Raw genomic sequence first — 20,733 nt, forward strand, 5'->3', positions numbered from 1 at the left:
GTTCCGGGTCGTGCTGATGATCGTCGCGGCCGTCGTCGCCACCATTGCCGGCCTGCTGCTGCCCGGCGCACTCGCCGACGCGGTCGACGCCGCCATCGCGGGACGGCCGAGCCTGCCGCCCGTGCTCTGGCTGCTCACCCTCGGCTGCGCCGAGATCGCCGCCGACGTCGTGGGCGGCATTCTCACCGCCAGGGTCACCGCGTCCGGCACCGCATGGCTGCGCCGCCGTCTCAGCCGCCACCTCGCCGCCCTCGGCACGTCCTCCCGCTTCGCCGACGGCGACGCGGTGAGCAGGCTGACCACCGACTGCACCGGCGCGGGCGGCGTCGCGTCGATCCTCGTGCAGCTCGGCTCGGCGCTCGTGGTGTCCACCGGGGCCGTGATCCTGCTCGCCCTGCTCGACTGGCGGCTGGCCCTCGTCTTCCTCGGCAGCGTCCCGGTCGCGCTCTGGCTGGCCCGCTCGCACCTGCGACTCACCGCCGACGACGTCAGCGCGTACCAGCGGGTCTCGGGTGAGCTGTCGGCCCGGCTGCTCGACGCCGTCGGCGGCCTGCGCACCATCGCCGCCGCCGGCATCGCCGATCGGGAGGCCGACCGCGTGCTGCGCCCGCTGCCCCGCCTCAGCGCGGCGGGTGCCGGCATGTGGCGCACCCAGGCACGCATGGTGTGGAAGGCCGGGCTGCTGCTGCCCGCCGTCGAGCTGGCCGTCCTCGCCGCCGCCGGTTTCGGAGTGCTCGCAGGCAGGCTCAGTGTCGGCGACATGCTCGCCGCGCTCGGCTACGTCGCGCTCGGCATGAGCCTCGTCGGCCAGGTCCCGCTGCTGACCAGTCTCTCCCGCGCGCGCTCGTGCGCGGGACGGCTCGCCGAGGTCCTGGAGACGCCGCTGCCCGCGGAAGGCACGTTCCGGCTCCCCGCCGGCCCTGGCCGGATCGAGCTGCGCGGTGCGGGTACCGACGGCATCCTGCACGACGTCGACCTGACGGTCGAGGGCGGCAGCACGGTCGCGATCGTCGGCCGCTCCGGCTCCGGCAAGTCCGCGCTCGCCGGGCTGCTCGGTGGCCTGCGCCCGGCCGACGACGGCGAGGTGCTGCTCGACGGCGTACCGATGCGGCGGGTACGCGCCGAGGAACTGCGCGCCGCGGTCGGCTACGCGTTCGAGCGACCCACACTGCTGGGCACGACGGTGGCCGACGCGGTCGCCTACGGAAGCTGGGCGGGTTTGGTCGCGGTCGAGCGTGCCTGCCGCGCGGCGCACGTGCACGACCTCGTGGTCCGGCTGCCCGAGGGCTACCGCAATCCGCTCGACCGGACGCCGCTCTCCGGCGGCGAGGCGCAGCGGGTGGGCCTGGCCAGGGCGCTGGTGCGCGGCCCCCGGCTGCTCGTGCTCGACGACGCCACCGCCAGCCTGGATACCGTCACCGAGGCGCGGGTGGAGAGCGCGATCGAGCAGGCGCTGCCCGGGCGCACGCGGGTCGTCGTGACCCACCGGGTGAGCACCGCCTGCCGCGCCGACCGCGTGGTGTGGCTCGACGCCGGGCGGATACGCGCCACCGCGCCGCACGACGTGCTGTGGGCCGACGCCGCGTACCGCGCGGTCTTCACCGAGGACGGCGGCCGATGAGGCTGTACTGGACCACGCTCGCCTCGCAGTGGCGCGGCGGGCTGGCACTGCTCGGCTGCTCGGTGCTGGAGAGCGTGCCCGCGTTCCTGTCCGGGCGGCTCGTCGAACGTGCCGTCAACCACGGGTTCGCGGCGGGCAGCCCCGGCCTCGGCATCGCCTGGCTACTGGTGTTCGCGGCGGTCGCCGTGCTCGGCGCGTTCGGCTCCCGGCTGGTGTGGCAGCGGCTCGGCACCCTCGTGGAGCCGCTGCGGGACGCGCTGGTCGGCGCGGTCGTCCGTGGCGTCCTCCGGGGCCGGGCCCCGCAGCGCAGGCGGTCCGACGCGAGCGGGGTCGCCCGGATCACGCAGCACGTCGAGGTGATCAGGGACGCCACCGCGGGCATGCTCGTGCAGGGCCGCGGCATGGTGGTGACGACGGTCGCCGCGCTCGCCGGCGTGTTCAGCATCGCGGGCCCGCTCGCGTGGGCCGTGGCGCTGCCGGTGCTGGTTTCGGTGCTCGCGTTCGGCTGCCTCCTGCCAACCCTGGCCAGCAGGCAGCGCACGCTCACGCTCGCCGACGAGCACACCGCCGAGGCGGCCGGAACCGTGCTCGCCGGGATGCGCGACGTCGTCGCGTGCGGTGCCGAGGCCACCGCCGTCGCCTCGGTGCACGACCGGATCGAGGTCCAGGCCGCGGCCGCGACGCGGATGGGCACCGCGACCGCGATGCGCACACTGATCGTCGCGATCGGCGCGTTCGTGCCGTTGCTGCTGGTACTGGCGCTGGCGCCGGGAATGGTGGCCGCCGGGACGCTGACCGCGGGCGCCGCGCTCGGCACCGTCGTCTACCTCTCCGCCACGTTGCAGCCCGCGTTGCAGGGCCTCGCGGCGACGGCGAGCACCGTCGTGCTGCGGCTGCTCGTCGCGCTGCGGCGGCTGGGCGAAGCCTGCCCGTCGCCCGCCAAGGAGGGGGGCGTGGCCGAACCACGTGGCTGCGCCGTGCGCCTGCGCGGCGTGACCTTCGGCTGGGGTGAGCACGCCGAGCCGATCGTGCGTGATCTCGATCTCGACCTCGACCCTGGCGAACATCTCGCGGTGGTGGGCCCGAGCGGGATCGGCAAGTCGACCCTCGCCGGGCTGCTCACCGGCATGCTGGAGCCGCAGCGCGGGCGGGTGCTGATCGGTGGTGAGCCCGTCGGGGAGATTCGTACCGGGCTGCGGCACCGGCTGGTGGCCTTCACCCCGCAGGAGTCCTACGTGTTCGCGGGCACCGTCCGGGAGAACATCGCGCTGTTCGCGCCATCGGCCACCGACAACCAGCTGCTCGCCGCCGCGGAGACCGTGGGCGCGGGCGAGCTGGTGGAACGGCTCGGCGGGCTGTACGGCGAGGTCGGGCACGCCGTACATACCGGACCCACGGCAGGCGAGGCCGGGGAACGCAAGGTGCTCTCCGCCGGCGAGGCGCAGCTGCTCTCGCTGGTCCGCCTGTATGCCTGCCCGGCAGGGGTGATCGTGCTCGACGAGGCCACCGCGAACCTGGACCCGGCAGCCGAGGCGCGGGCCGAATGGGCGTTCGCCGAGCGTGGCGGGGTCCTGGTGGTGATCGCCCACCGGCTCAGCTCGGCACTGCGCGCGCGCCGCGTGCTGGTGATGGACGGCAACGACACGTTGCTCGGCGGCCACGAGGAACTGCTGGCCACCTCGTCGCGGTACGCCGAGATGATGCGGGCCTGGGGCGGCCGGGTCAGTGCCGGACCAGTGCTTCCAGTGACTCGCGCAGCCGCCCGCTGAGCTCGACCGGGCGCCGGGTGCCGCGGTCGACGAACACGTGCACGAAGTGCCCCTCGGCGACCAGCTCCGAGCGGTCCTCGCGATGGATGCCGATCTCGTAGCGCACGCTGGACCGGCCGAGATGGCCGACCCGCAGGCCGACCGCGAGCCGGTCCGGGAAGGCCACCGAGGCGTGGTAGTTGCAGTGCGACTCGACGCAGAGCCCGATGATCTCGCCGCCGTGGATGTCCAGGCCGCCGCGGGTGATCAGCCAGTCGTTGATGACGGTGTCCATCAGCGCGTAGTGGACGACGTTGTTGACGTGGCCGTAGAGGTCGTTGTCCTTCCACCTCGTCGGCACGACTTCCCAGTGCACGTAGCTCACCTGTACGAACCTAGTGGCCGGCGGCGGGTGCGTAGCGTCTCGGCCCGGCATCCGGTACGGTCAGTGGTGTAGGTGATCGCGCGGCACGGCCGCCCTGGTTGGATCGGAGTTACCCCGGCGGAGCCTTTTGGACAGGCACGCACGACGAGGATTTCGTAGGCCGGTGGGGTCGGCCGAGTCGAATGAAATCAATTTTTCCGTTCTTCTCATTCGGTGTCTTCCGCAATTCAATTTCGGCGGGCGGATTGTTGCGCCGTGGCAGAACACAGGAAGCACGAGGTACATATGTCCGCAACCGAGACTCCAGCCAAACCGCGGCCTACCAAGCCGATCATTTCGGGGCGCTCCTCGCTCCCCGAGCACGTGACGGTCAAGGTTTTCGTTCTGGCGCCGGTGGTCGCAATGGCCGCGGCGGTTCCGTTCGCCTGGGGGTGGGGCCTGAGCTGGCTGGACATCGGCTTGGGGGCGTTGTTCTTCGTGCTCAGTGGACTGGGCGTGACAGTGGGCTACCACCGGCTGTTCACGCACGGGTCGTTCAAGGCCAGCAGGCCGCTGCGGATCGCGCTCGCGATCGCGGGCAACTTCTCCGCGCAGGGCCCGGTCACCACGTGGGTCGCCGATCACCGCAGGCACCACGCGTTCTCCGACCGTGCGGGCGACCCGCACTCGCCGTGGCTGTTCGGCACGGGGCCGCGTGCCCTGGCCAAGGGCTTCTGGCACGCGCACATGGGCTGGCTGTTCGACCGCGAGGTCACCAACGCCGAGCGGTTCGCCCCCGACCTGCTCGCCGACCGCGACCTGCGGGCCGTGGACCGGCTGTTCCCGCTGTGGGTCGCCCTCAGCTTCCTGCTGCCCGGCATCGCGGGCGGCCTCATCACCTGGTCGATCTGGGGCGGTGTCACCGCGCTGTTCTGGGCCGGATTCATCCGGATCGGACTGCTCCACCACGTCACGTGGTCGGTGAACTCGATCTGTCACATGATCGGCGAGCGACCCTTCACCAGCCGCGACAAGGCGGCCAACTTCTGGCCGCTGGCGATCCTCTCCTTCGGGGAGTCGTGGCACAACCTGCACCACGCGGATCCGACCTGCGCGCGACACGGCGTGTTGCGCGGTCAGATCGACATCTCCGCACGGATGATCTGGGCATTCGAGAAGCTCGGCTGGGCGACCGACGTCCGCTGGCCGACGCCTGCCCGGCTGGACCGGATCACGGTGGCGCACTGATGAAAAGAGAATCCATGGCAAACCAGACAGGGCGGCACGAGGCCGCCCAGTCATCCGGCGTCGTGCCCGTGCAGTTCAGCGCGGTCGACGCCGACCGGGCCGGCACCCCGCTGCCGCCCGCCGACCGTGCGGCGCCCACCCGGTCGCCGTTCGAGCCGTCGGCCACCGCCGCCCGCGGCGAGTAACTTCATGGGAAAGCACACTTTCGACGGTATCGGGTTGGCTTTGCGGCGGCAGTGTGCTTGACTGGCGCATGGCTTCGGCGGGCGCGGCCCGCTGAAGCCGGTCTTTATTTTTGTGAAACAGGAGAATTTTATGACGCAGGGCACTGTCAAATGGTTCAACTCCGAGAAGGGGTTCGGCTTCATCACGCCCGATAATGGTGGTGGCGACGTTTTCGTCCACTACTCGGAGATCCAGGGCAACGGCTTCCGTACTCTGGAGGAGAACGCCCGCGTTGAGTTTGAGATCGGTCAGGGCCAGAAGGGCCCGCAGGCCACCTCGGTCAGCGTAATCTGATTTGCGCTGACCCCAGCGCTTTCTGCGGTCAAGGCCCTCTTCGACGCGTCCAACGCGTTGGAGGGGGCCTTGACCGTGTCCGGGGCTGATCCGGCGGAGCGGGTCGCCCGGATGCAACCTCCTGCAACCCTTTCGCCGTTGCGGTCTCCCGGAGTCTCCTGGAGGTGCGGCGTCGGCAGTGATGTCGGCCACACCGAAGGAGGTGCGGAGTGGGCGAGTCCGGGGCGACGGTCGGGATCGTGGCGAACCCGGCCTCCGGACGGGACATCCGCCGGCTCGTCGCCAAGGCCTCGGTCTTCCCCACCGCCGAGAAGGCCAACATGGTGCAGCGCCTGCTCAGCGCCTTCGCCTCGGTGGGTGTCGAACGTGCCCTGCTCTCCACCGACCTCGGCGGCATCTCGGCCGCCGTGCTCCGCGCGCTGCGGCAGCGGCGGTCCGGCAGGGACGGTCCGTGGCCGGACGTGGAGTTCTGCGCCGGGGATCCGATCACCGGCGGGGCCGGGGACACCATCAACGCCGTGCGCCGGATGCGGGCAGCGGACGCGGACCTGATCGTCTGCCTCGGCGGCGACGGCACCGCCCGGGTAGCCGCCACCGCGTGCGGCGACGTGCCGCTGCTACCGCTTTCCACCGGCACCAACAACGCGTTTCCGCAGCTACGCGAGGCCACCGTGGCCGGGCTGGCCGGTGGCCTCGTCGCCGCCGGGGCTGTCCCGCCGGAGCGGGGCACCAGCCGGGCGAGCGTACTGGAGGTCCGCACCGGCGGGCGCACCGAACTGGCCCTCGTGGACGTCTGTGTGTCCACCGAACGGCACGTCGGCTCCCGTGCGCTGTGGCAGCCGGCCTCGCTGACCGAGTTGTACTGCGCCTTCGCGGAGCCGGACGGCATCGGCCTTTCCAGCGTCGCCGGACAGCTCTGCCCCAGCCCGCGCACGGCACCCGACGGTGTCGCGCTCGCGCTGGCGCCACCCGAGCAGGCCAGATGGGTCGTGCACGCGCCCATCGCGCCAGGGCTCGTGGTGCCCGTCGGCGTGCGGGACTGGCGCCCGCTGCGGCCGGACCGGCCGATCGAACTCGGCACCCGCGGCGGTGTGCTCGCTCTCGACGGGGAGCGTGAGCTGGAGCTGCGCGGTGATCAGACCGCGTCCCTGCGGCTGCGCACGGACGGTCCCCGCTGTGTCGACGTCCGGGCGGTACTGGCCGAGGCCGCCCGCCTGCGCCTGCTGTGTACCGGAAATCCAGAAGGGAGCGTCAACGATGACGGATACCTTGTCCACATCGGTCGCACATGAGCTCGACGAGAACGCCCTGCTCCAGGCCTACCGGACGATGCGGACGATCCGCGCGTTCGAGGAGCGGGTGCACGAGGAGTTCGCGACCGGCGAGATCCCCGGCTTCGTGCACCTCTACGCCGGGGAGGAGGCGTCGGCGACCGGCGTCTGCGCGCATCTTGACGAGCGTGACGCGATCGCGAGCACACATCGCGGGCACGGCCACTGCATCGCCAAGGGCGTGGACGTCAAGGCGATGATGGCCGAGATCTACGGCAAGAAGACCGGCTCCTGCCAGGGCAAGGGCGGCTCGATGCACATCGCCGACCTGTCCAAGGGCATGCTCGGCGCGAACGGCATCGTCGGTGGCGGCCCGCCGCTGATCTGCGGGACCGCCCTGGCCGCCAAGCAGCAGGGCACGGGCGGGGTCGGCGTCGCGTTCTTCGGTGACGGCGCGAGCAACCAGGGGACCACGCTGGAATCGCTCAACCTGGCCTCGGTGTGGAACCTGCCCGCGATCTTCGTCGCGGAGAACAACGGCTACGCGGAGGCGACGGCCAGCACGTGGTCGGTGGCCGCCGACAACATCGCCGACCGCGCCGCCGGTTTCGGCATGCCAGGGGTGATCGTCGACGGCTTCGACTTCTTCGCCGTGTACGAGGCCGCGGGCGAGGCGATCCGGCGGGCTCGCGAGGGCGGCGGGCCGACGCTCATCGAGGTCAAGTTCACCCGCTACTTCGGGCACTTCGAGGGCGACCAGCAGACCTACCGCGCACAGGAGGTGGCCGAGGCGCGGGAGAACCTCGACTGCCTCAAGCGCTTCCGGTCGAGGGTCACGGAGACCGGCCGGCTGGAGGAGGCCGACCTGACCGCCGTCGACACGCAGGTGAGCGACCTGATCGACGCGGCCGTCGACGAGGCGAAGGCGGCGCCGAAGCCCACCGAGGCCGACCTGGCAACCGACGTCTACGTGAGCTACTGAGGAGGGCGGCGAACATGGCACGCACGATCAGCTACCGCGAGGCGATCAACGAGGCGCTCGCGCAGGAGATGGAACGCGACGGCTCCGTGATCGTCATGGGCGAGGACAACGCGGGCGGCGCGGGCGGCTCCGGCGCCGAGGACGCCTGGGGCGGCGTGCTCGGCGTCACCAAGGGCCTCTACCACCGCTTCCCGGGCCGGGTGCTGGACACGCCGATCTCCGAGTCGGCGTTCGTCGGCGCCGCGATCGGCGCCGCCACCCGGGGCATGCGCCCGGTGGCCGAACTGATGTTCATCGACTTCATGGGCGTGTGCTTCGACCAGATCTTCAACCAGGCGGCCAAGTTCCGGTACATGTTCGGCGGCAAGGCGCAGACGCCCGTGGTCATCCGCACGATGTACGGCGCCGGGCTGCGGGCCGCGGCGCAGCACTCTCAGGCGCTGTACCCGATCTTCACCCACATCCCCGGGCTGAAGGTCGCGGTGCCGTCCAGCCCGTACGAGGCGAAAGGGCTGCTGATCCAGTCCATCCGGGACAACGACCCGGTGATCTTCTGCGAGCACAAGGCGCTCTACGACGCCACGGGCGACGTGCCGGAGGACAGCTACACGATCCCGTTCGGTGAGGCCAACGTGGTCCGCGACGGCGACGACGTCACGGTGGTGGCGATCGGCCGCATGGTTTCCGTGGCGGAGGAGGCGGCGAAGGCGCTTTCCTCTTCCGGCATCGAGGTGGAGATCGTCGACCCGCGCACGACGAGCCCGCTCGACACCGAGACGATCCTGGAGAGCGTGGAGAACACCGGGCGGCTCGTGGTGGTGGACGAGGCCTCGCCCCGCTGCAACCTGGCCACCGACATCTCGGCGCTGGTCGCCAGGGAGGCGTTCGGGTCGCTGCGCGCGCCGGTGGAGATGGTCACCGCGCCGCACACTCCGGTGCCGTTCTCGGATGCGCTGGAGGATCTCTACATTCCCGACGCCCAGCGCGTGGCCAATGCGGTGAAGAGCGTCGCCGAGTGGAAGCGGTAGGAATGAACGACGCCATCAGGAAAGTGGTCATGCCGAAGTGGGGCCTGTCGATGGCCACCGGCAAGATCACCGAATGGATCGCCGCCGAGGGTGACGACGTCGCCGGTGGCGCCGACCTGGCCGAGATCGACACCGACAAGATCGCGGGCACGCTGGAGTCGGCCGACGAGGGAGTGCTGCGCAGGGTCGTCGCCGAGGTCGGCGAGGACGTGCCGGTCGGAGCGACGATCGCGCTGATCGCCCCACCCGAGGTGCCGGACGCCGACATCGAGGAGGCCGCCCGGCTCGCCCGTGCGGAACTCGACTCCGGCGAGGTGGAGGAGGCGGCCGGGCCGGAGACCGGCACTGTCACGGTGGACGGGCGCACGCTCGCCTACGCCACGCTCGGCGCGGGCGAGGAGACGCTCGTGCTCGTGCACGGCTACGGCGGGGACAAGAACTCCTGGCTGTTCGTGCAGGAACCCCTGGCGGAGAGCCGCACCGTGCACGCGTTCGACCTGCCGGGGCACGGCGAGTCCAGCAAGGACGTCGGCGACGGGTCGCTGGACACGCTGGCCGGCGCCGTGCTGGGTTTTCTCGCCGAGAAGGGCATTGAGCGGGCGCATCTCGCCGGGCACTCGCTCGGCGGGGCCGTGGTGGCCGCCGCCGCGGCCGCGGAGCCCGGCCGCGTCGCCTCGCTCACGCTGGTCGCCCCGGCGGGTTTCGGCACCGAGATCAACGCCGGTTACCTGCGCGGCTTCGCGGAGGCGACCTCGCGGCGCGAGCTCAGGCCGCACCTCGGCGCGCTGTTCGCGGATTCGGCGCAGGTCACGCGCAAGCTCGCGGACGACCTGATGAAGTACAAACGTCTCGACGGTGTGGACACCGCGTTGCGCACGCTGCTCGGCACGCTGCTGGACGGCGACGCGCCGGGCATCGACGCGGCACCGCTGCTGGCGAAGGCGGGAGTGCCGGTGACGGTCGTGTGGGGCAGGGAGGACGAGGTGCTGCCGGTGTCGAACGCCGGAGCCCTGCCCGATCCGGGTGCCGTCCGCGTCGTCGAGGGCGCGGGCCACATGGTGCACATGGAAAAACCGAACGCGGTGGTAGCCGCATTCGAGTGAGGCTCGTGAGTGCCTACGCGAGTTCTAACGCGCGTAGGCACTCACGAGCCTCGGGAAGGGTTCCGCCGGGGCGCATGGCTTGCGACACTGGCAAGGTGCGCCAGGAGCACCTCGAGGCAGCGTTGCCGCCGGGGGCGGATCCCCGGCGGTACGCGCGCGTGCTCGCCCGGCTGCACGAGGCCGAGGTCACCGGCGCCGTTCCGGCCGCCCCGCCCCGGCCGGTCATCGGCGCCTCCTGGCAGCGGATGCGGCGCCTCGGCCTCGATCCCGATCACGGGGCGGAGAGCCCACCGCTGCCCGTCGAGCAACTGGAGGCCCGGCGCCGGGCCAGCGGGCTCGCCGAGACCCTGCCCATCCTGCGCGGTGGCCTGATCAGCGTCGCCGAGGAGGCAGCGCACATCATGGTCGTCGTCGATGGCGACGGTCACGTGCTGTGGCGGGACGGCAGCACCGCCGTGCGCCGCCGGGCCGACGGACTCGGCTTCACCGAGGGCGTGTCCTGGGACGAGAACCACGTGGGCACCAACGCGATCGGCACCGCGCTCGTCGCGCGCCGGCCGGTGCAGGTCTACTCCGCCGAGCACTACGTGCGTACCCACCACGCCTGGACCTGCGCGGCCGCGCCCCTGCGCGATCCGCGTGACGGGAGGTTGCTCGGCGTCGTCGACCTCTCCGGCCCCGCGGACACCGTGCATGCCACCACGCTCGCGCTGGTCGACGCCGTCGCCCGGCTGGCCGAGTCCCAGCTGCGGCACGCCCACCTCGCCGAGCTCGCGCGGTTGCGGGCCACGGCCGTGCCCGTGCTGTCGAAGGTGGCGGGCAAGGCGCTGGTCACGGACGAGCACGGCTGGGTCGCCGCGGTCTCCGGGCTGTCCCCGCCGGACCGGGTGGCGCTGCCCGGTTCCTGCCACGCCGGTGAGCTGTGGCTCCCCGTGCTCGGCACGTGCCACCTCGAACCGGTGCCCGGTGGCTGGCTGGTCCGGCTCGCCGGCGACGACGCCGGGCCCTCCGTGCCGACCAGGGTCACGCTCGACGTCCGTGCGCCCCGCGCGTGGCAGCTCACGGTTTCCGGGGCGAGCGGCACGTGGTCGTATCCGCTGAGCCCCAGGCACGCCGAGATGCTGTACGTGCTCGCCCGCCACCGCGACGGCCGGTCGGCTGCCGAACTGGCGCTGGACCTCTTCGGCGACCCGGCGCGCACGGTCACCGTGCGCGCCGAGATGTCGCGGCTGCGCAGGCAGCTCGGCGCCATCCTCGCGCGCAGGCCGTACCGGTTCGCCGACGACATCGAGGTCGTGCTCGAACGGCCCGACGCGCCGGAGCAGGTGCTGCCGCACTCGACCGCGCCGGCCATCCGGGCCGAGGGCGGTTGAGCCGGGAGAAGTCCCGAGAGAAGTTCCCCGAGAGAAGTCACAGCCCCGCCACGATCTTGCTCCCTTCGTGGAGTCGGTGGTTGCCGCGACGCGTCCTCGACTACGTTCATGCGGGTGCCGAAACTGGGTGGAGGAACGCGATGACGAGCACCGTGACCCGGCGGGGTCCGGGTGCACCGGGCACGGAGCAGCCGGAGGAGCCGCGCGGGCAGCGGTCCGGCGTCGCCTGGCTGCTCGACCTGCCGGCCAACGCCGTACGCGGCATCACCCGTTCGGCTGCCACGACCCCGGGCCGGCTGTCGCTCATCGCGACCGGGCTCGTCGTGCTTTCGCTGCTCACCGGACTGGTCGGCACGCTCGCCGTGCAGGACCGCGGCAACACCATCGACGGGCTGATCGACCACCGCGAGCCGCTGGCGGCCGCCGCGCAGCAGGTATACCGCTCGTTGTCCGACGCGGACGCGACGGCCGCGAGCGCGCTGCTGTCCACCGGCGCCGAGCCTGCCGAGCTGCGCGAGCGTTACGACTTCGACATCGCCAAGGCGGGCGCGGCGCTCGCGAAGGCCGCGTCCGACTCCGCGGGCGTGCCCGAGGCGGCGCGGCAGGTCAACATCCTCAGCCAGCAGATGCCGGTCTACACCGGTCTGGTGGAGACCGCGCGGGCGAACAACCGGCAGGGCTTCCCTGCGGGTGCGGCCTACCTGCGCGAAGCCTCGGAGCTGATGCGCGCCAAGATCCTTCCGGCCGCGCACGAGCTCTACGAGATCGACACCGAGCGGCTCGCCGCGGAGCAGGACGACGCCGCGGGTTTCCCGTGGCTCACCGCGCTGCTGGTGCTCGGATTGCTCGCCGCGCTCATCGCCACGCAGGTGTATCTGAAGCGCAGGACCAACCGGGTGTTCAACGTTGGGCTGGTGGTGGCCACCGTCGCGGTGGGCATCGCGATCCTGTGGAGCGCGGCGGCGATGACGGTGCAGAGTGTGCTCGTCAGCAGCGGAAGCACCGACGGCACCGAGCAGGTCGACGTGCTCGTCCGCGCCAGGATCGCGGCGTTGCAGGCCCGCGCCGACGAGACCCTGACCCTGGTGGCCAGGGGCGGCGGCGCCGAGTACGAGAAGGAGTTCGGCGAGCTGTCGGGCCGGCTGGCCGGGCGCGACGGCCAGGGCGGGCTGCTCGCGGAGGCCGCGTCGCGTGCCTCGGGAGAGGACTCGGCCGGGCACATCGAGTCCGCACGGGACAACGCCGGGGCCTGGCTGCGCGCCCATGCCCAGGTACGCGAGCTCGACGACTCCGGCGAGTACCAGGACGCGGTGGGGCTGGCGATCGACGGCGGCAACCGGGACGGCGCGGCGCAGGCGTTCTCCCGGCTCGACCAGAACCTGGCCGCGGCCATCGGCGCGGGCAGGCAGAACTTCCTCGACGACACGACCAACGGCGGCCGTGCGCTGACCCTGCTGGCACCGGGCTTCGCGCTGCTCGCGGTGATCGCCGCGCTGGGGACGACATTGGGAATCCGGGAACGCTTGCGGGAGTACCGCTGATGAGGACGAAACAGCTTGGGGTACTGGCCTCGGCGCTGGCGCTGCTGCTCGCGGGCTGCGGCTCGCCGGGTGCACCGGTGGATCCCGCGCCGGTGGGCTCGGTGCAGCCGCCAACGCCTGCCAACGCCGTGGTGGAGACCGACGTCGCCGCCGACGGTGGCACGGAGGACGAGTGCAACGTGGAGGCGAGCCTGCCCGCGGACGGCAACATCGCCGCGGGTTCCACGATGGCCGAGATCCGCGAGCGGGGGCACCTCGTCGCCGGGGTCGACCAGAACACGTACCTGTTCGGCTTCCGCAACCCGACCACCGGCCAGCTCGAAGGCTTCGACATCGACATCGCCAAGCAGGTGGCCGAGGCCATCTTCGGCGATCCGGACGCCATCCGGTTCAGGGCGATCAGCTCGGCGCAGCGGATCCCGGCACTGCAGAACGGCGATGTGGACATCGTCGTGCGGACCTTCTCGATCACCTGCGAGCGGCGTGCGGAGATCAACTTCTCGACGGTGTACTACGTCGCGGGCCAGCGCGTGCTGGTGAACGAGAGCTCGGACGCGGAGAGCATCTCCGATCTCGGCGGGAAGCGGGTCTGCGCGGCCAAGTCGTCCACCTCGCTGAAGAACATCGCGAAGGTCGAGACCAAGCCTGTGCCGGTCTCCGTCGACGACTGGTCGGACTGCCTGGTGATGCTGCAACAGGGTCAGGTCGACGCGGTGTCCACGGACGACACGATCCTCGCGGGCATGGCCCAGCAGGATCCCACCACGAAGATCGTCGGCGAGCGCTTCACCGACGAGCTCTACGGCATCGGGATTCCGAAGGACGACGAGGACATGGTGCGCTTCGTCAACTCGGTACTCGAAACGGTACGCGGCGGGCAGTGGCAGCAGAGCTACGACAGGTGGCTGCGCGAGCGCCTCGGCGCCGCCGCCCCGCCGAAACCCCTCTACCAGTAGGAGAGAGAGCAGTGTCGGAAGAGCAACGGCGTCCCCGGCACGCCATGCCGGACACCCCGGCGGCGCGCCCGGATGGGCAGGCATCCGCCGAGCCGCTGCCCACGAGTGTGCTCGCCTCTCCGGCGCCGGAGACCCAGAGCATCACCCCTCCGGCGCCACGGCCGGACAGCGGTCCCGCGATACTGCCAGACCCGGGCACGGAGAGCGTGCTGCCGCAGAGCACCAGCGGCCGCAGCGTGCCCGGTACCGGCCCCGGCAGCGGGCCGGGCACCGGTCCCGGTACGGGCTCGGGCGCCTTTCCCGGCACGTCGCGGCGCACGTCGTCACGCACCTCGCGGCGCGGCAGGCTCGGCGCGGGGCTGGTCGAGGTACCGCCGGTGCCCTACCGCGATCCGGCGTCGGCCGTGCTCACCGATCCCTCCGTGTCGGAGGAGAAGCGGTTCTGCGGCAACTGCGGCGCCAAGGTGGGCCGGGGCAAGGACGGCACGCCGGGTGAGCCGGAGGGCGTCTGCGAGAAGTGCGGTACCCGGTTCTCGTTCACCCCGAAGCTGCACCCGCACGAGCTGGTGGGCGGCCAGTACGAGGTGCTCGGCGCGCTCGCCTACGGCGGGCTCGGCTGGATCTACCTCGCGCAGGACCACAACGTCAACGACCGCTGGGTAGTCCTCAAAGGACTGATCGACACCGGGGACGCCACCGCGCTGGCGGCCGCGGTCAACGAGACGCGGTTCCTGGCGCAGGTCGAGCACCCGAACATCGTCAAGATCTACAACTTCGTGCAGCACCCGGACCGCGAGACCGGCAACTCCGTCGGCTACATCGTGATGGAGTACGTCGGTGGGCAGTCGCTGCGCCAGCTCGCGCTCGCCCACCACCGGGAGACCGGGCGGGCCGAGCCGCTGCCGATCGGCCAGGTGATCGCCTACGGGCTGGAGATCCTGCCCGCGCTGGGCTACCTGCACGGGCAGGGGCTGCTGTACTGCGATCTCAAGCCGGACAACGTGATCCAGACCCACGAGCAGCTCAAGCTGATCGATCTCGGCGCGGTGCGCCGGATGGACGACTACACCAGCCCGCTGTTCTTCACCACCGGCTACAGCGCGCCGGAGCTGCCCACGCACGGTGCCTCGGTCGCGTCCGACCTCTACACGGTGGGCCGCACGCTCGCGGTGCTCAGCTTCGAGTTCACCGGCTACACCGGCAAGTACAAGACGTCGCTGCCCAGCCAGGACGTGCCGCTGTTCAAGCTGTTCGGCTCGTACTACCGGTTCCTCCGCCGCGCGACGCACAGCGACCCGGACCGCCGGTTCATCTCCGCCGAGGACATGGCCGACCAGCTCACCGGCGTGCTGCGCGAGATCATGGCGCTCGGCACGGGCGAGGCGCGCCCGGGTTCCTCGACGGTGTTCGGGCCGGAGACCAAGGCGTTCGGCGTGGATCTGGTGGTGCCGGATCCGGGCCGGGACGTGCCGCTGCCCGATCCGGGGGAGGTCGTCGCCGGGCTGCCGATTCCGCAGGTCTACACCGATGACAAGGGCGCGGGCGTGCTGGCCACCACCGCGTCGGCCGATCCGAAGACGGCGATCGCGGCGCTGGCGGGCGCGCCCCGCGAGTCGATCGAGGTCCGGCTGAGGATCGTGCGGGCGCGGATCGAGCTGGGCGAGCTCGCCGAGGCGAACCGGCAGTTGCAGGCCGCGCAGTACCTCGCGATCAAGGCCGGCTACCCGCACGACTGGCGCATCGACTGGTACCGGGGGCTGATCGAGCTCGCCGGCGGCAGGCCGCGGGTGGCGCACGCGGCGTTCGACGCGGTGTACGACGAGCTGCCGGGGGAGATCGCGCCGAAGCTGGCGATGGCCGTCAGCGCGGAGAGCGTCGGTGACTACTTCGCCGCGTCCCGCCTCTACGAGCTGGTGTGGCGCACCGACCGGTCGTACGTGAGCGCGGCGTTCGGGCTGGCCAGGGTGTATCTCGCGCAGGGCGCGCGGGCGGGCGCGATCGAGGTGCTGGAGTCGGTGCCTGCTTCGTCGACCCACCACGTCGCCGCGCAGGTCGCCGCGATCAAGATCAAGACCAGGGTGACCGAAGGTAACCAGCAGCTCGTGGGGCAGCACGACTTCGTGGACGCGGCGGGCAGGCTGGAGCGCCTCGCGCTGGACGCGGAGCGGCGGGCACGGCTGTCGGCGGAGGTCCTGGAGGCCGCGTTCCACTGGGTGTGCTCCGACCACGCGCCGCAGCAGGGTGATGCCGCGCGGCAGGGTTCGACGGTGCTCGGCTGGGAGCTGTCGGAGCGCGAGCTGCGGTTCGGGCTCGAACGCTGCTACCGCGCGCTGGCCCGCCTCGCCGGGACTTCGGAGCAGCGGATCGAGCTCGTCGACAAGGCGAACGCTATCCGTCCCCGCACCCTCACCTGAGCCCGCGCCCGAGCTCTGCTACGCACTCACGAGCTCGACCAGGGTGATGTCGGGTGGGGCGCCGACCCGGACGGGCGGCCCCCAGAAGCCGGCGCCCCGGGTGACGTACATCTTGGTGCCCTCGACATCGTAGAAGCCGGCGACCGCGCCCTGTTGCAGGCTCACCGCGAGCTCGAACGGCGAAAGCTGCCCACCGTGCGTGTGCCCCGCCAGCATCAGGTCGACGTCGTGCCGTACCGCGTCGCGCACGTCGACGGGCTGGTGGGCGATGAGCACCACGGCCCTGCCCGGATCACGTCCCGCGACGGCCTTGCCGACGTCGCCGGGATCCTGCCACTGGTACCCGGTGGCGTCGTTGATACCGGCGAGGTCGAACACCCCGCCGTTGTGGGTGATCTCCACGCGCTCGTTGCGCAGCGCGCGGATACCGAGCGAGCGCACGTGCTCGACCCACTGGGCGTAACCGACGTAGTACTCGTGGTTGCCGGTGACGAAGAATGTGCCGTGCGTGCTGCGCAGGTCGGCCAGTGGTGCGACGGCGTCGGCGAGGTCCTCCACGCTGCCGTCCACCAGGTCGCCCGCGATGGCCACGGCGTCGGGACGTTCGTCGTTGATCATGTCGACGATCCGCTGGGTGAACGGGCGGCCGAGAATCGGGCCGAGGTGGATGTCGCTGATGAGCGCGATCCGGCAGCCCGCCGCGCGGGGGTCGAGCCGGTCCAGCTCGATCGGGACGCGGGTGATCGACGGCGGTCCCATCGCCACCGAAGTCCCGTAGCCGACCAGGCCGGTCGCGGCGACACCGGCGATCGCCGCCGAGCCGCGGGCAAGCACCACCCGCCTGCTCACGCCCTGCGGGGGTTCGGTGTCCTCGTCGCGGGGACGCCGCGCCCACCGGCGCAGTGCCAGCCGTGGAAGCTCCAGCACGAGCAGCACCAGCAGGAGGTAGAAGGACATCGCCAGCCACAGGTAACCCGGCCAGGCGAACCACTGCGAGATCGCCGGATCGGTGCGGGTGCCGAACGCGAGCGCCGCCAGCAGCAGCAGTAGCAGCACGGCCATCGCCGCCGTGCCGAGACGGCGGCCGCGCGAGCGGCGCGACGTCGTGTCGACGACGAGCCGCTTCCACAGGTAGAGGTTCAGCAACCCGACGACGCCGAAGACCACGACGACGAAGATGATCAAGGGTTGATATCCCAGTCCTTGGCGGGCTCGCCCCGCCGCGTCGCCTTGAACTTCTCCAGCGCGTTGGTGTCCCCGTGCGTGGTGAAGTGCTCGAACTCGACCGTGACGAACAGGCCCCGCGCGCGGAGCGCGACCGGGCCGTCCTCCGCGTCGAGCCGCCCTTCGGCGCTGACGTAGATCTTGCGCCCGGCCATGCCGTCCAGCTTGGCCGCGATGTGCAGCGTCGAGCCGACCGGCACCGGGCGCCGGAAGTCGGTCTCCAGCCGCCCGGTGACCGCGGGCCTGCGCAGCAGGTTCCCGACCGTCGAACCGAGCGCCTCGTCGAACGCGCAGGCCAGCAGCCCACCGTGGGCGAGGCCGGGCGCGCCCTGGTGTGCCTCGGTGACGGTGAACCGGGAGTGCACGACGCGGCCCTCGCCGACGGTCGAGCGTATGTGCAGGCCGGCATCCACGTCGTCACCGCAGCCGAAGCACTCGTCATAGTGGACGCCGAGCTTGCTGCCCGGGCCGGGTGCGTCCGGATGCGGCTCGACCGGCTCGACCTCCACCGGTGGCCAGGTTTGCCCAGATTGCTTCACCCGGACACGCTAACCGGTGGCCGACGCCACGGGTTCGGCGGTCTTCGTGGCGCACACCCGCGAACTCACGATGCCGCGGCTACTGGCTCAGTGCCGACTTCGCGGTCCACTCCTCCCACGAGTACGTCCAGTCGTGGTAGTCCCCGTCCTGCGGGCCGAGCTGCTGCGTGCTGCCCTCGATCTCCACCGGATCGCCCATCATCGCGCTGTCGAAGTACTCCTTGGCGTCCGCGGGCGCGAGGTTGACGCAGCCGTGCGAGACGTTGCGCACCCCCTGGTCGGCGACCGACCACGGCGCAGCGTGCGTGAACTCACCGTTGTTCGAGATCCGCACCGCCCAGTGCACCTCGAAGTCCTCGTAGCCGTAGCCGGGGTTGTTCATGAAGTACGTCGAGTGCTTGGACATCACAACGTGCGTGCCGCTGCGGGTGACCCGCCCCGGATCGGAGTCGAGGCCGAAGCTGGCCGGGTAGTCGGCCACCTGCTTGCCGTCGCGGATGACGACCATGCGGTGGGTCTGGGTGTTCGCCTTGACCACCTGCGAGCGGCCGATGGAGAAGTCGACGGTGATGTCCTGCTCTCCGTAGGCGCCGTCGCCGAGCTCGACGCCGTAGAGGGGCGCGTCCACGCTGACCTGCGTGTTCGGCTTCCAGTACTCCTTCGGCCGCCAGTGCACCGAGTGGTCGTTCTCCAGCCAGGCCCACGAACCCTCGGTCTCCGGCTTGGTCTGTACGTCGAGCACTTCCTCGACGGCGGCCTTGTTGGTGACCTTCTGGTCGAAGGTGATGCTGATCGGCATCGCGATGCCGTACGTGCGGTCGTCGCCGACGTTCATCCTGGCGCCGATCACCTGCGCCGGGCTGACGGTGGTGAAGGACCCCTCGATCGGTACCTGCTCGCCGTCGGCGCCGGTGGCGCTGCCCGACCACGTGTAGGTCTTGCTGTAGCCGAGCGGCTCGGTGACCGTCCAGCGGGTCTTGTCCTCCGAGAGCTCGCCGGCCACCTTCTCGCCGGCCGGATTGGTCAGCTCGACCGACTCGATCGCACCGTCGGTGACCGCGACCTCCACCGGATCACGTGGCTTGACGTCCTGCGCGCCGTCGGCCGGCTGCGCGACGACCTTGGCCGCCGGCTTCGCGGATGCGGAATCCGGCCTGCCCTGCGTCGAGTTTCCGCCGTTGCCGGCCGTGCAGGCGGTCAGCCCGAGCAGAACGGCCAGAACCAGAGCCGGCAGCCGGAGTCGGCGTGGCCCCGTTCTTGCTTGTGTCACAGTTACTCCCCGTTTGTCCCCATGTATCCCCACTGACGCTCCACGAGAAGCGTTCGTTGCAGCGAAGAAAAGGTGACTGCCGTCACACTTTGGGGATCGTTCACTGTCCTGGGTTTGTCTTGGTTCCGCTCCGTGAAGACGGTCGGCGGCCATGCGCCCATTGTCACCCTGTCGGGAACCGACATCGTCCGCCGCGGACGTTTCGCAACGTTCCCTGCGAGCTAACCGCCCGGTTGGAGCAACCTCGGGTGATGGGAGACGAGACGGGCCTGTTGCCGGTACGATCTCGATCAGGCCGTCGTTTTGCGTGTTCGTGGCTTCACACTCGCGGAACTTCTGACGCGAGCCCGAGCCGTGAACGCTCTCAGCTCGTCTCGTTGGAACCGCCCGGGGCGGCCCTGGTGTCGCTGCTGGCGGCATCCGATGCGGATCTGTAACGAGGAGTAAGACGGTGGCGCAAGGCACTGTGAAGTGGTTCAACGCCGAAAAGGGCTTCGGCTTCATCGCCCAGGACGGCGGCGAGGGTGACGTGTTCGTGCACTACTCGGAGATCGAGGGGCGCGGCTTCAAGACCCTCGAGGAGAACCAGCGCGTGGAGTTCGAGGTCGGCCAGGGCCAGAAGGGCCCGCAGGCTCAGCAGGTCCGTCCTATCTAGGGCGGCGCTTCGCTTGACGCATCGAGCCCCCGGCGGAGATTTCCGCCGGGGGCTCGACGCTTGTCGGGGATCGTGTTCGTCAGCGGAGGCTCCCGCGGGCGGGGCGCTCCCACCGCGGGTCGAAGTAGTGCTCGTCGGTGTGCGGTTCGTTGAACTGGCCGCCCGGCCCGGAAAGGGCCTGTGACTCCCAGGACAGGCGTTCCAGGACCCATTCCTGCGCGAGTGCCTGCGGAGACGTGCCGCGCTGGGCCGCGAGCTCCTTGAGCTGTTCGCCCGCGATCTCGGTCATCCGCAACTGGTAGACCTGCGCACCGCCGAAACGGCGGCCCGATCCCGTGCTCTCCGGGTCGGCTTCGGGGGCGAGCGCCGCGAGGTAGCTGGTCAGCTCGTGGTCATCGGTTGCCGCCTCCGTGTGGTCGGTGCCCGAGTCGCGGTGGCGACCCTGGCTCACGGGCTTGAGGTTGGTCCGGCTGCTCAGCCGGCCGAATGAGGGAAGTGGCACGCGACCACGATAACGGTTGTGTCTCGGCTGCCGTTGTTCTGTGAACCTCCCCACACCGCGTGTCGCGGAATTCTTGCCCGCACTGGGCCACCTGGACGAAAGGCCGTGCCGACATCCGCGCCGATGGTCACTCGGCGTGCCGGGCCGGTCGCCGCTCACGCGCCGAAAAGTGCCAGGCATGGAAAGGTGCAGCCATGGAGAGGCCCCCGCGCCAGGGGGAGGAACGCGGGGGCCGGAGGGGATCTCCACAGGCGCTGACCGGGGGTGTGTCAGCACGTTGATTGTTACACGAGTCGGCGCCGTGCCGCGAGGGTTGCGCCCGAAAAAGGCCCCCGACCTGTCACTTCCGCTTTGCCTGGAGTTCATCTTCGAAGT

Annotated in this window: 19 protein-coding genes; 14 read left to right on the forward strand and 5 right to left on the reverse strand. The window is 71.1% G+C overall.

Going from position 1 to position 20,733, the window contains the following annotated elements:
* Window positions 1–16: 16 nt before the first annotated feature.
* Together JAP66_RS02145 and JAP66_RS02150 are read left to right on the forward strand one after the other, a co-directional pair.
* A complete protein-coding gene (locus JAP66_RS02145; RefSeq protein WP_199430034.1) occupies window positions 17–1,621 on the forward strand; it encodes an ABC transporter ATP-binding protein in 1,605 nt (534 codons plus the stop codon).
* Window positions 1,618–3,390 carry an ATP-binding cassette domain-containing protein gene (locus JAP66_RS02150; protein WP_199429684.1) on the forward strand — a complete coding sequence of 591 codons (1,773 nt, stop codon included), beginning with the start codon at window positions 1,618–1,620 and terminating at the stop codon, window positions 3,388–3,390. The genes JAP66_RS02145 and JAP66_RS02150 overlap by 4 nt, the downstream gene beginning before the upstream one ends.
* Here the strand turns inward: JAP66_RS02150 and JAP66_RS02155 are convergent.
* Window positions 3,344–3,754, reverse strand: a complete 411-nt coding sequence (locus JAP66_RS02155) for an acyl-CoA thioesterase (RefSeq protein ID WP_307849403.1) — start codon at window positions 3,752–3,754, stop codon at window positions 3,344–3,346. The two genes, JAP66_RS02150 and JAP66_RS02155, sit on opposite strands and share 47 nt — an antisense overlap.
* 285 nt (window positions 3,755–4,039) lie before the next feature.
* Between JAP66_RS02155 and JAP66_RS02160 the strand changes: the two genes are divergently transcribed.
* The 11 genes from JAP66_RS02160 (at window position 4,040) to JAP66_RS02210 (ending at window position 16,168) form a co-directional block, all read left to right on the forward strand.
* On the forward strand, window positions 4,040–4,981 hold the full coding sequence (locus JAP66_RS02160) for an acyl-CoA desaturase (RefSeq protein ID WP_199429688.1): 942 nt from the start codon (window positions 4,040–4,042) through the stop codon (window positions 4,979–4,981).
* Between the two features lie 14 nt (window positions 4,982–4,995).
* A complete protein-coding gene (locus tag JAP66_RS02165; protein ID WP_199429690.1) occupies window positions 4,996–5,166 on the forward strand; it encodes a hypothetical protein in 171 nt (56 codons plus the stop codon).
* A gap of 130 nt (window positions 5,167–5,296) precedes the next feature.
* Window positions 5,297–5,500 carry a cold-shock protein gene (locus JAP66_RS02170; RefSeq protein WP_116046830.1) on the forward strand — a complete coding sequence of 68 codons (204 nt, stop codon included), beginning with the start codon at window positions 5,297–5,299 and terminating at the stop codon, window positions 5,498–5,500.
* A gap of 209 nt (window positions 5,501–5,709) precedes the next feature.
* Window positions 5,710–6,792 carry an ATP-NAD kinase family protein gene (locus JAP66_RS02175; protein WP_199429692.1) on the forward strand — a complete coding sequence of 361 codons (1,083 nt, stop codon included), beginning with the start codon at window positions 5,710–5,712 and terminating at the stop codon, window positions 6,790–6,792.
* A complete protein-coding gene (locus JAP66_RS02180) occupies window positions 6,758–7,753 on the forward strand; it encodes a thiamine pyrophosphate-dependent dehydrogenase E1 component subunit alpha (protein WP_199429693.1) in 996 nt (331 codons plus the stop codon). Before JAP66_RS02175 ends, JAP66_RS02180 begins: the two co-directional genes overlap by 35 nt.
* A 14-nt stretch (window positions 7,754–7,767) precedes the next feature.
* A complete protein-coding gene (locus JAP66_RS02185) occupies window positions 7,768–8,781 on the forward strand; it encodes an alpha-ketoacid dehydrogenase subunit beta (RefSeq protein ID WP_199429694.1) in 1,014 nt (337 codons plus the stop codon).
* 2 nt (window positions 8,782–8,783) lie between these two features.
* Window positions 8,784–9,884: an acetoin dehydrogenase dihydrolipoyllysine-residue acetyltransferase subunit gene (locus JAP66_RS02190; protein WP_199429696.1), complete on the forward strand. Its 1,101-nt coding sequence runs from the start codon at window positions 8,784–8,786 to the stop codon at window positions 9,882–9,884.
* Window positions 9,885–9,958: 74 nt separating this feature from the next.
* Window positions 9,959–11,257 (forward strand): helix-turn-helix domain-containing protein, encoded by a 1,299-nt coding sequence (locus JAP66_RS02195; protein WP_199429703.1) that lies wholly within the window; start codon window positions 9,959–9,961, stop codon window positions 11,255–11,257.
* 140 nt (window positions 11,258–11,397) lie between these two features.
* Complete coding sequence (locus JAP66_RS02200; RefSeq protein WP_199429705.1) at window positions 11,398–12,798, forward strand: GlnX family signal transduction membrane protein; 1,401 nt, start codon at window positions 11,398–11,400, stop codon at window positions 12,796–12,798.
* Window positions 12,798–13,754 carry a glutamate ABC transporter substrate-binding protein gene (locus tag JAP66_RS02205; RefSeq protein WP_199429707.1) on the forward strand — a complete coding sequence of 319 codons (957 nt, stop codon included), beginning with the start codon at window positions 12,798–12,800 and terminating at the stop codon, window positions 13,752–13,754. The genes JAP66_RS02200 and JAP66_RS02205 overlap by 1 nt, the downstream gene beginning before the upstream one ends.
* A gap of 44 nt (window positions 13,755–13,798) precedes the next feature.
* The gene (locus tag JAP66_RS02210; RefSeq protein ID WP_199430035.1) at window positions 13,799–16,168 is read left to right on the forward strand and encodes a serine/threonine-protein kinase; all 2,370 of its coding nucleotides are present in this window, start codon (window positions 13,799–13,801) and stop codon (window positions 16,166–16,168) included.
* 18 nt (window positions 16,169–16,186) lie between these two features.
* Here JAP66_RS02210 and JAP66_RS02215 read toward each other — a convergent pair whose 3' ends face one another.
* The 3 genes from JAP66_RS02215 to JAP66_RS02225 form a co-directional block, all read right to left on the reverse strand.
* Window positions 16,187–17,347, reverse strand: coding sequence for a metallophosphoesterase (locus JAP66_RS02215; RefSeq protein WP_199430036.1), 1,161 nt, complete (start codon window positions 17,345–17,347; stop codon window positions 16,187–16,189).
* Window positions 17,348–17,349: 2 nt separating this feature from the next.
* Window positions 17,350–17,931: a PaaI family thioesterase gene (locus JAP66_RS02220; protein WP_199429709.1), complete on the reverse strand. Its 582-nt coding sequence runs from the start codon at window positions 17,929–17,931 to the stop codon at window positions 17,350–17,352.
* 79 nt (window positions 17,932–18,010) lie between these two features.
* Window positions 18,011–19,201 (reverse strand): L,D-transpeptidase, encoded by a 1,191-nt coding sequence (locus tag JAP66_RS02225; protein WP_307849404.1) that lies wholly within the window; start codon window positions 19,199–19,201, stop codon window positions 18,011–18,013.
* A 451-nt stretch (window positions 19,202–19,652) separates the two neighbouring features.
* On the opposite strand from JAP66_RS02225, the gene JAP66_RS02230 reads away from it, so the two are divergent.
* Complete coding sequence (locus JAP66_RS02230) at window positions 19,653–19,856, forward strand: cold-shock protein (protein WP_199429713.1); 204 nt, start codon at window positions 19,653–19,655, stop codon at window positions 19,854–19,856.
* Between the two features lie 79 nt (window positions 19,857–19,935).
* Here the strand turns inward: JAP66_RS02230 and JAP66_RS02235 are convergent, their stop codons facing one another.
* Window positions 19,936–20,358, reverse strand: coding sequence for a hypothetical protein (locus JAP66_RS02235; RefSeq protein WP_199429716.1), 423 nt, complete (start codon window positions 20,356–20,358; stop codon window positions 19,936–19,938).
* Window positions 20,359–20,733 lie beyond the last annotated feature (375 nt).

The organism is Qaidamihabitans albus (genome assembly GCF_016464705.1).
GTDB lineage: Bacteria > Actinomycetota > Actinomycetes > Mycobacteriales > Pseudonocardiaceae > Qaidamihabitans > Qaidamihabitans albus.

Coding starts and splice junctions, on each gene's coding strand:
- JAP66_RS02200 (WP_199429705.1), top strand. CDS start 11,398: ATGACGAGCACCGTGACCCGGCGGGGTCCGGGTGCACCGGGCACGGAG.
- JAP66_RS02145 (WP_199430034.1), top strand. CDS start 17: ATGATCGTCGCGGCCGTCGTCGCCACCATTGCCGGCCTGCTGCTGCCC.
- JAP66_RS02190 (WP_199429696.1), top strand. CDS start 8,784: ATGAACGACGCCATCAGGAAAGTGGTCATGCCGAAGTGGGGCCTGTCG.
- JAP66_RS02185 (WP_199429694.1), top strand. CDS start 7,768: ATGGCACGCACGATCAGCTACCGCGAGGCGATCAACGAGGCGCTCGCG.
- JAP66_RS02150 (WP_199429684.1), top strand. CDS start 1,618: ATGAGGCTGTACTGGACCACGCTCGCCTCGCAGTGGCGCGGCGGGCTG.
- JAP66_RS02170 (WP_116046830.1), top strand. CDS start 5,297: ATGACGCAGGGCACTGTCAAATGGTTCAACTCCGAGAAGGGGTTCGGC.
- JAP66_RS02195 (WP_199429703.1), top strand. CDS start 9,959: ATGGCTTGCGACACTGGCAAGGTGCGCCAGGAGCACCTCGAGGCAGCG.
- JAP66_RS02210 (WP_199430035.1), top strand. CDS start 13,799: ATGCCGGACACCCCGGCGGCGCGCCCGGATGGGCAGGCATCCGCCGAG.
- JAP66_RS02160 (WP_199429688.1), top strand. CDS start 4,040: ATGTCCGCAACCGAGACTCCAGCCAAACCGCGGCCTACCAAGCCGATC.
- JAP66_RS02180 (WP_199429693.1), top strand. CDS start 6,758: ATGACGGATACCTTGTCCACATCGGTCGCACATGAGCTCGACGAGAAC.
- JAP66_RS02165 (WP_199429690.1), top strand. CDS start 4,996: ATGGCAAACCAGACAGGGCGGCACGAGGCCGCCCAGTCATCCGGCGTC.
- JAP66_RS02205 (WP_199429707.1), top strand. CDS start 12,798: ATGAGGACGAAACAGCTTGGGGTACTGGCCTCGGCGCTGGCGCTGCTG.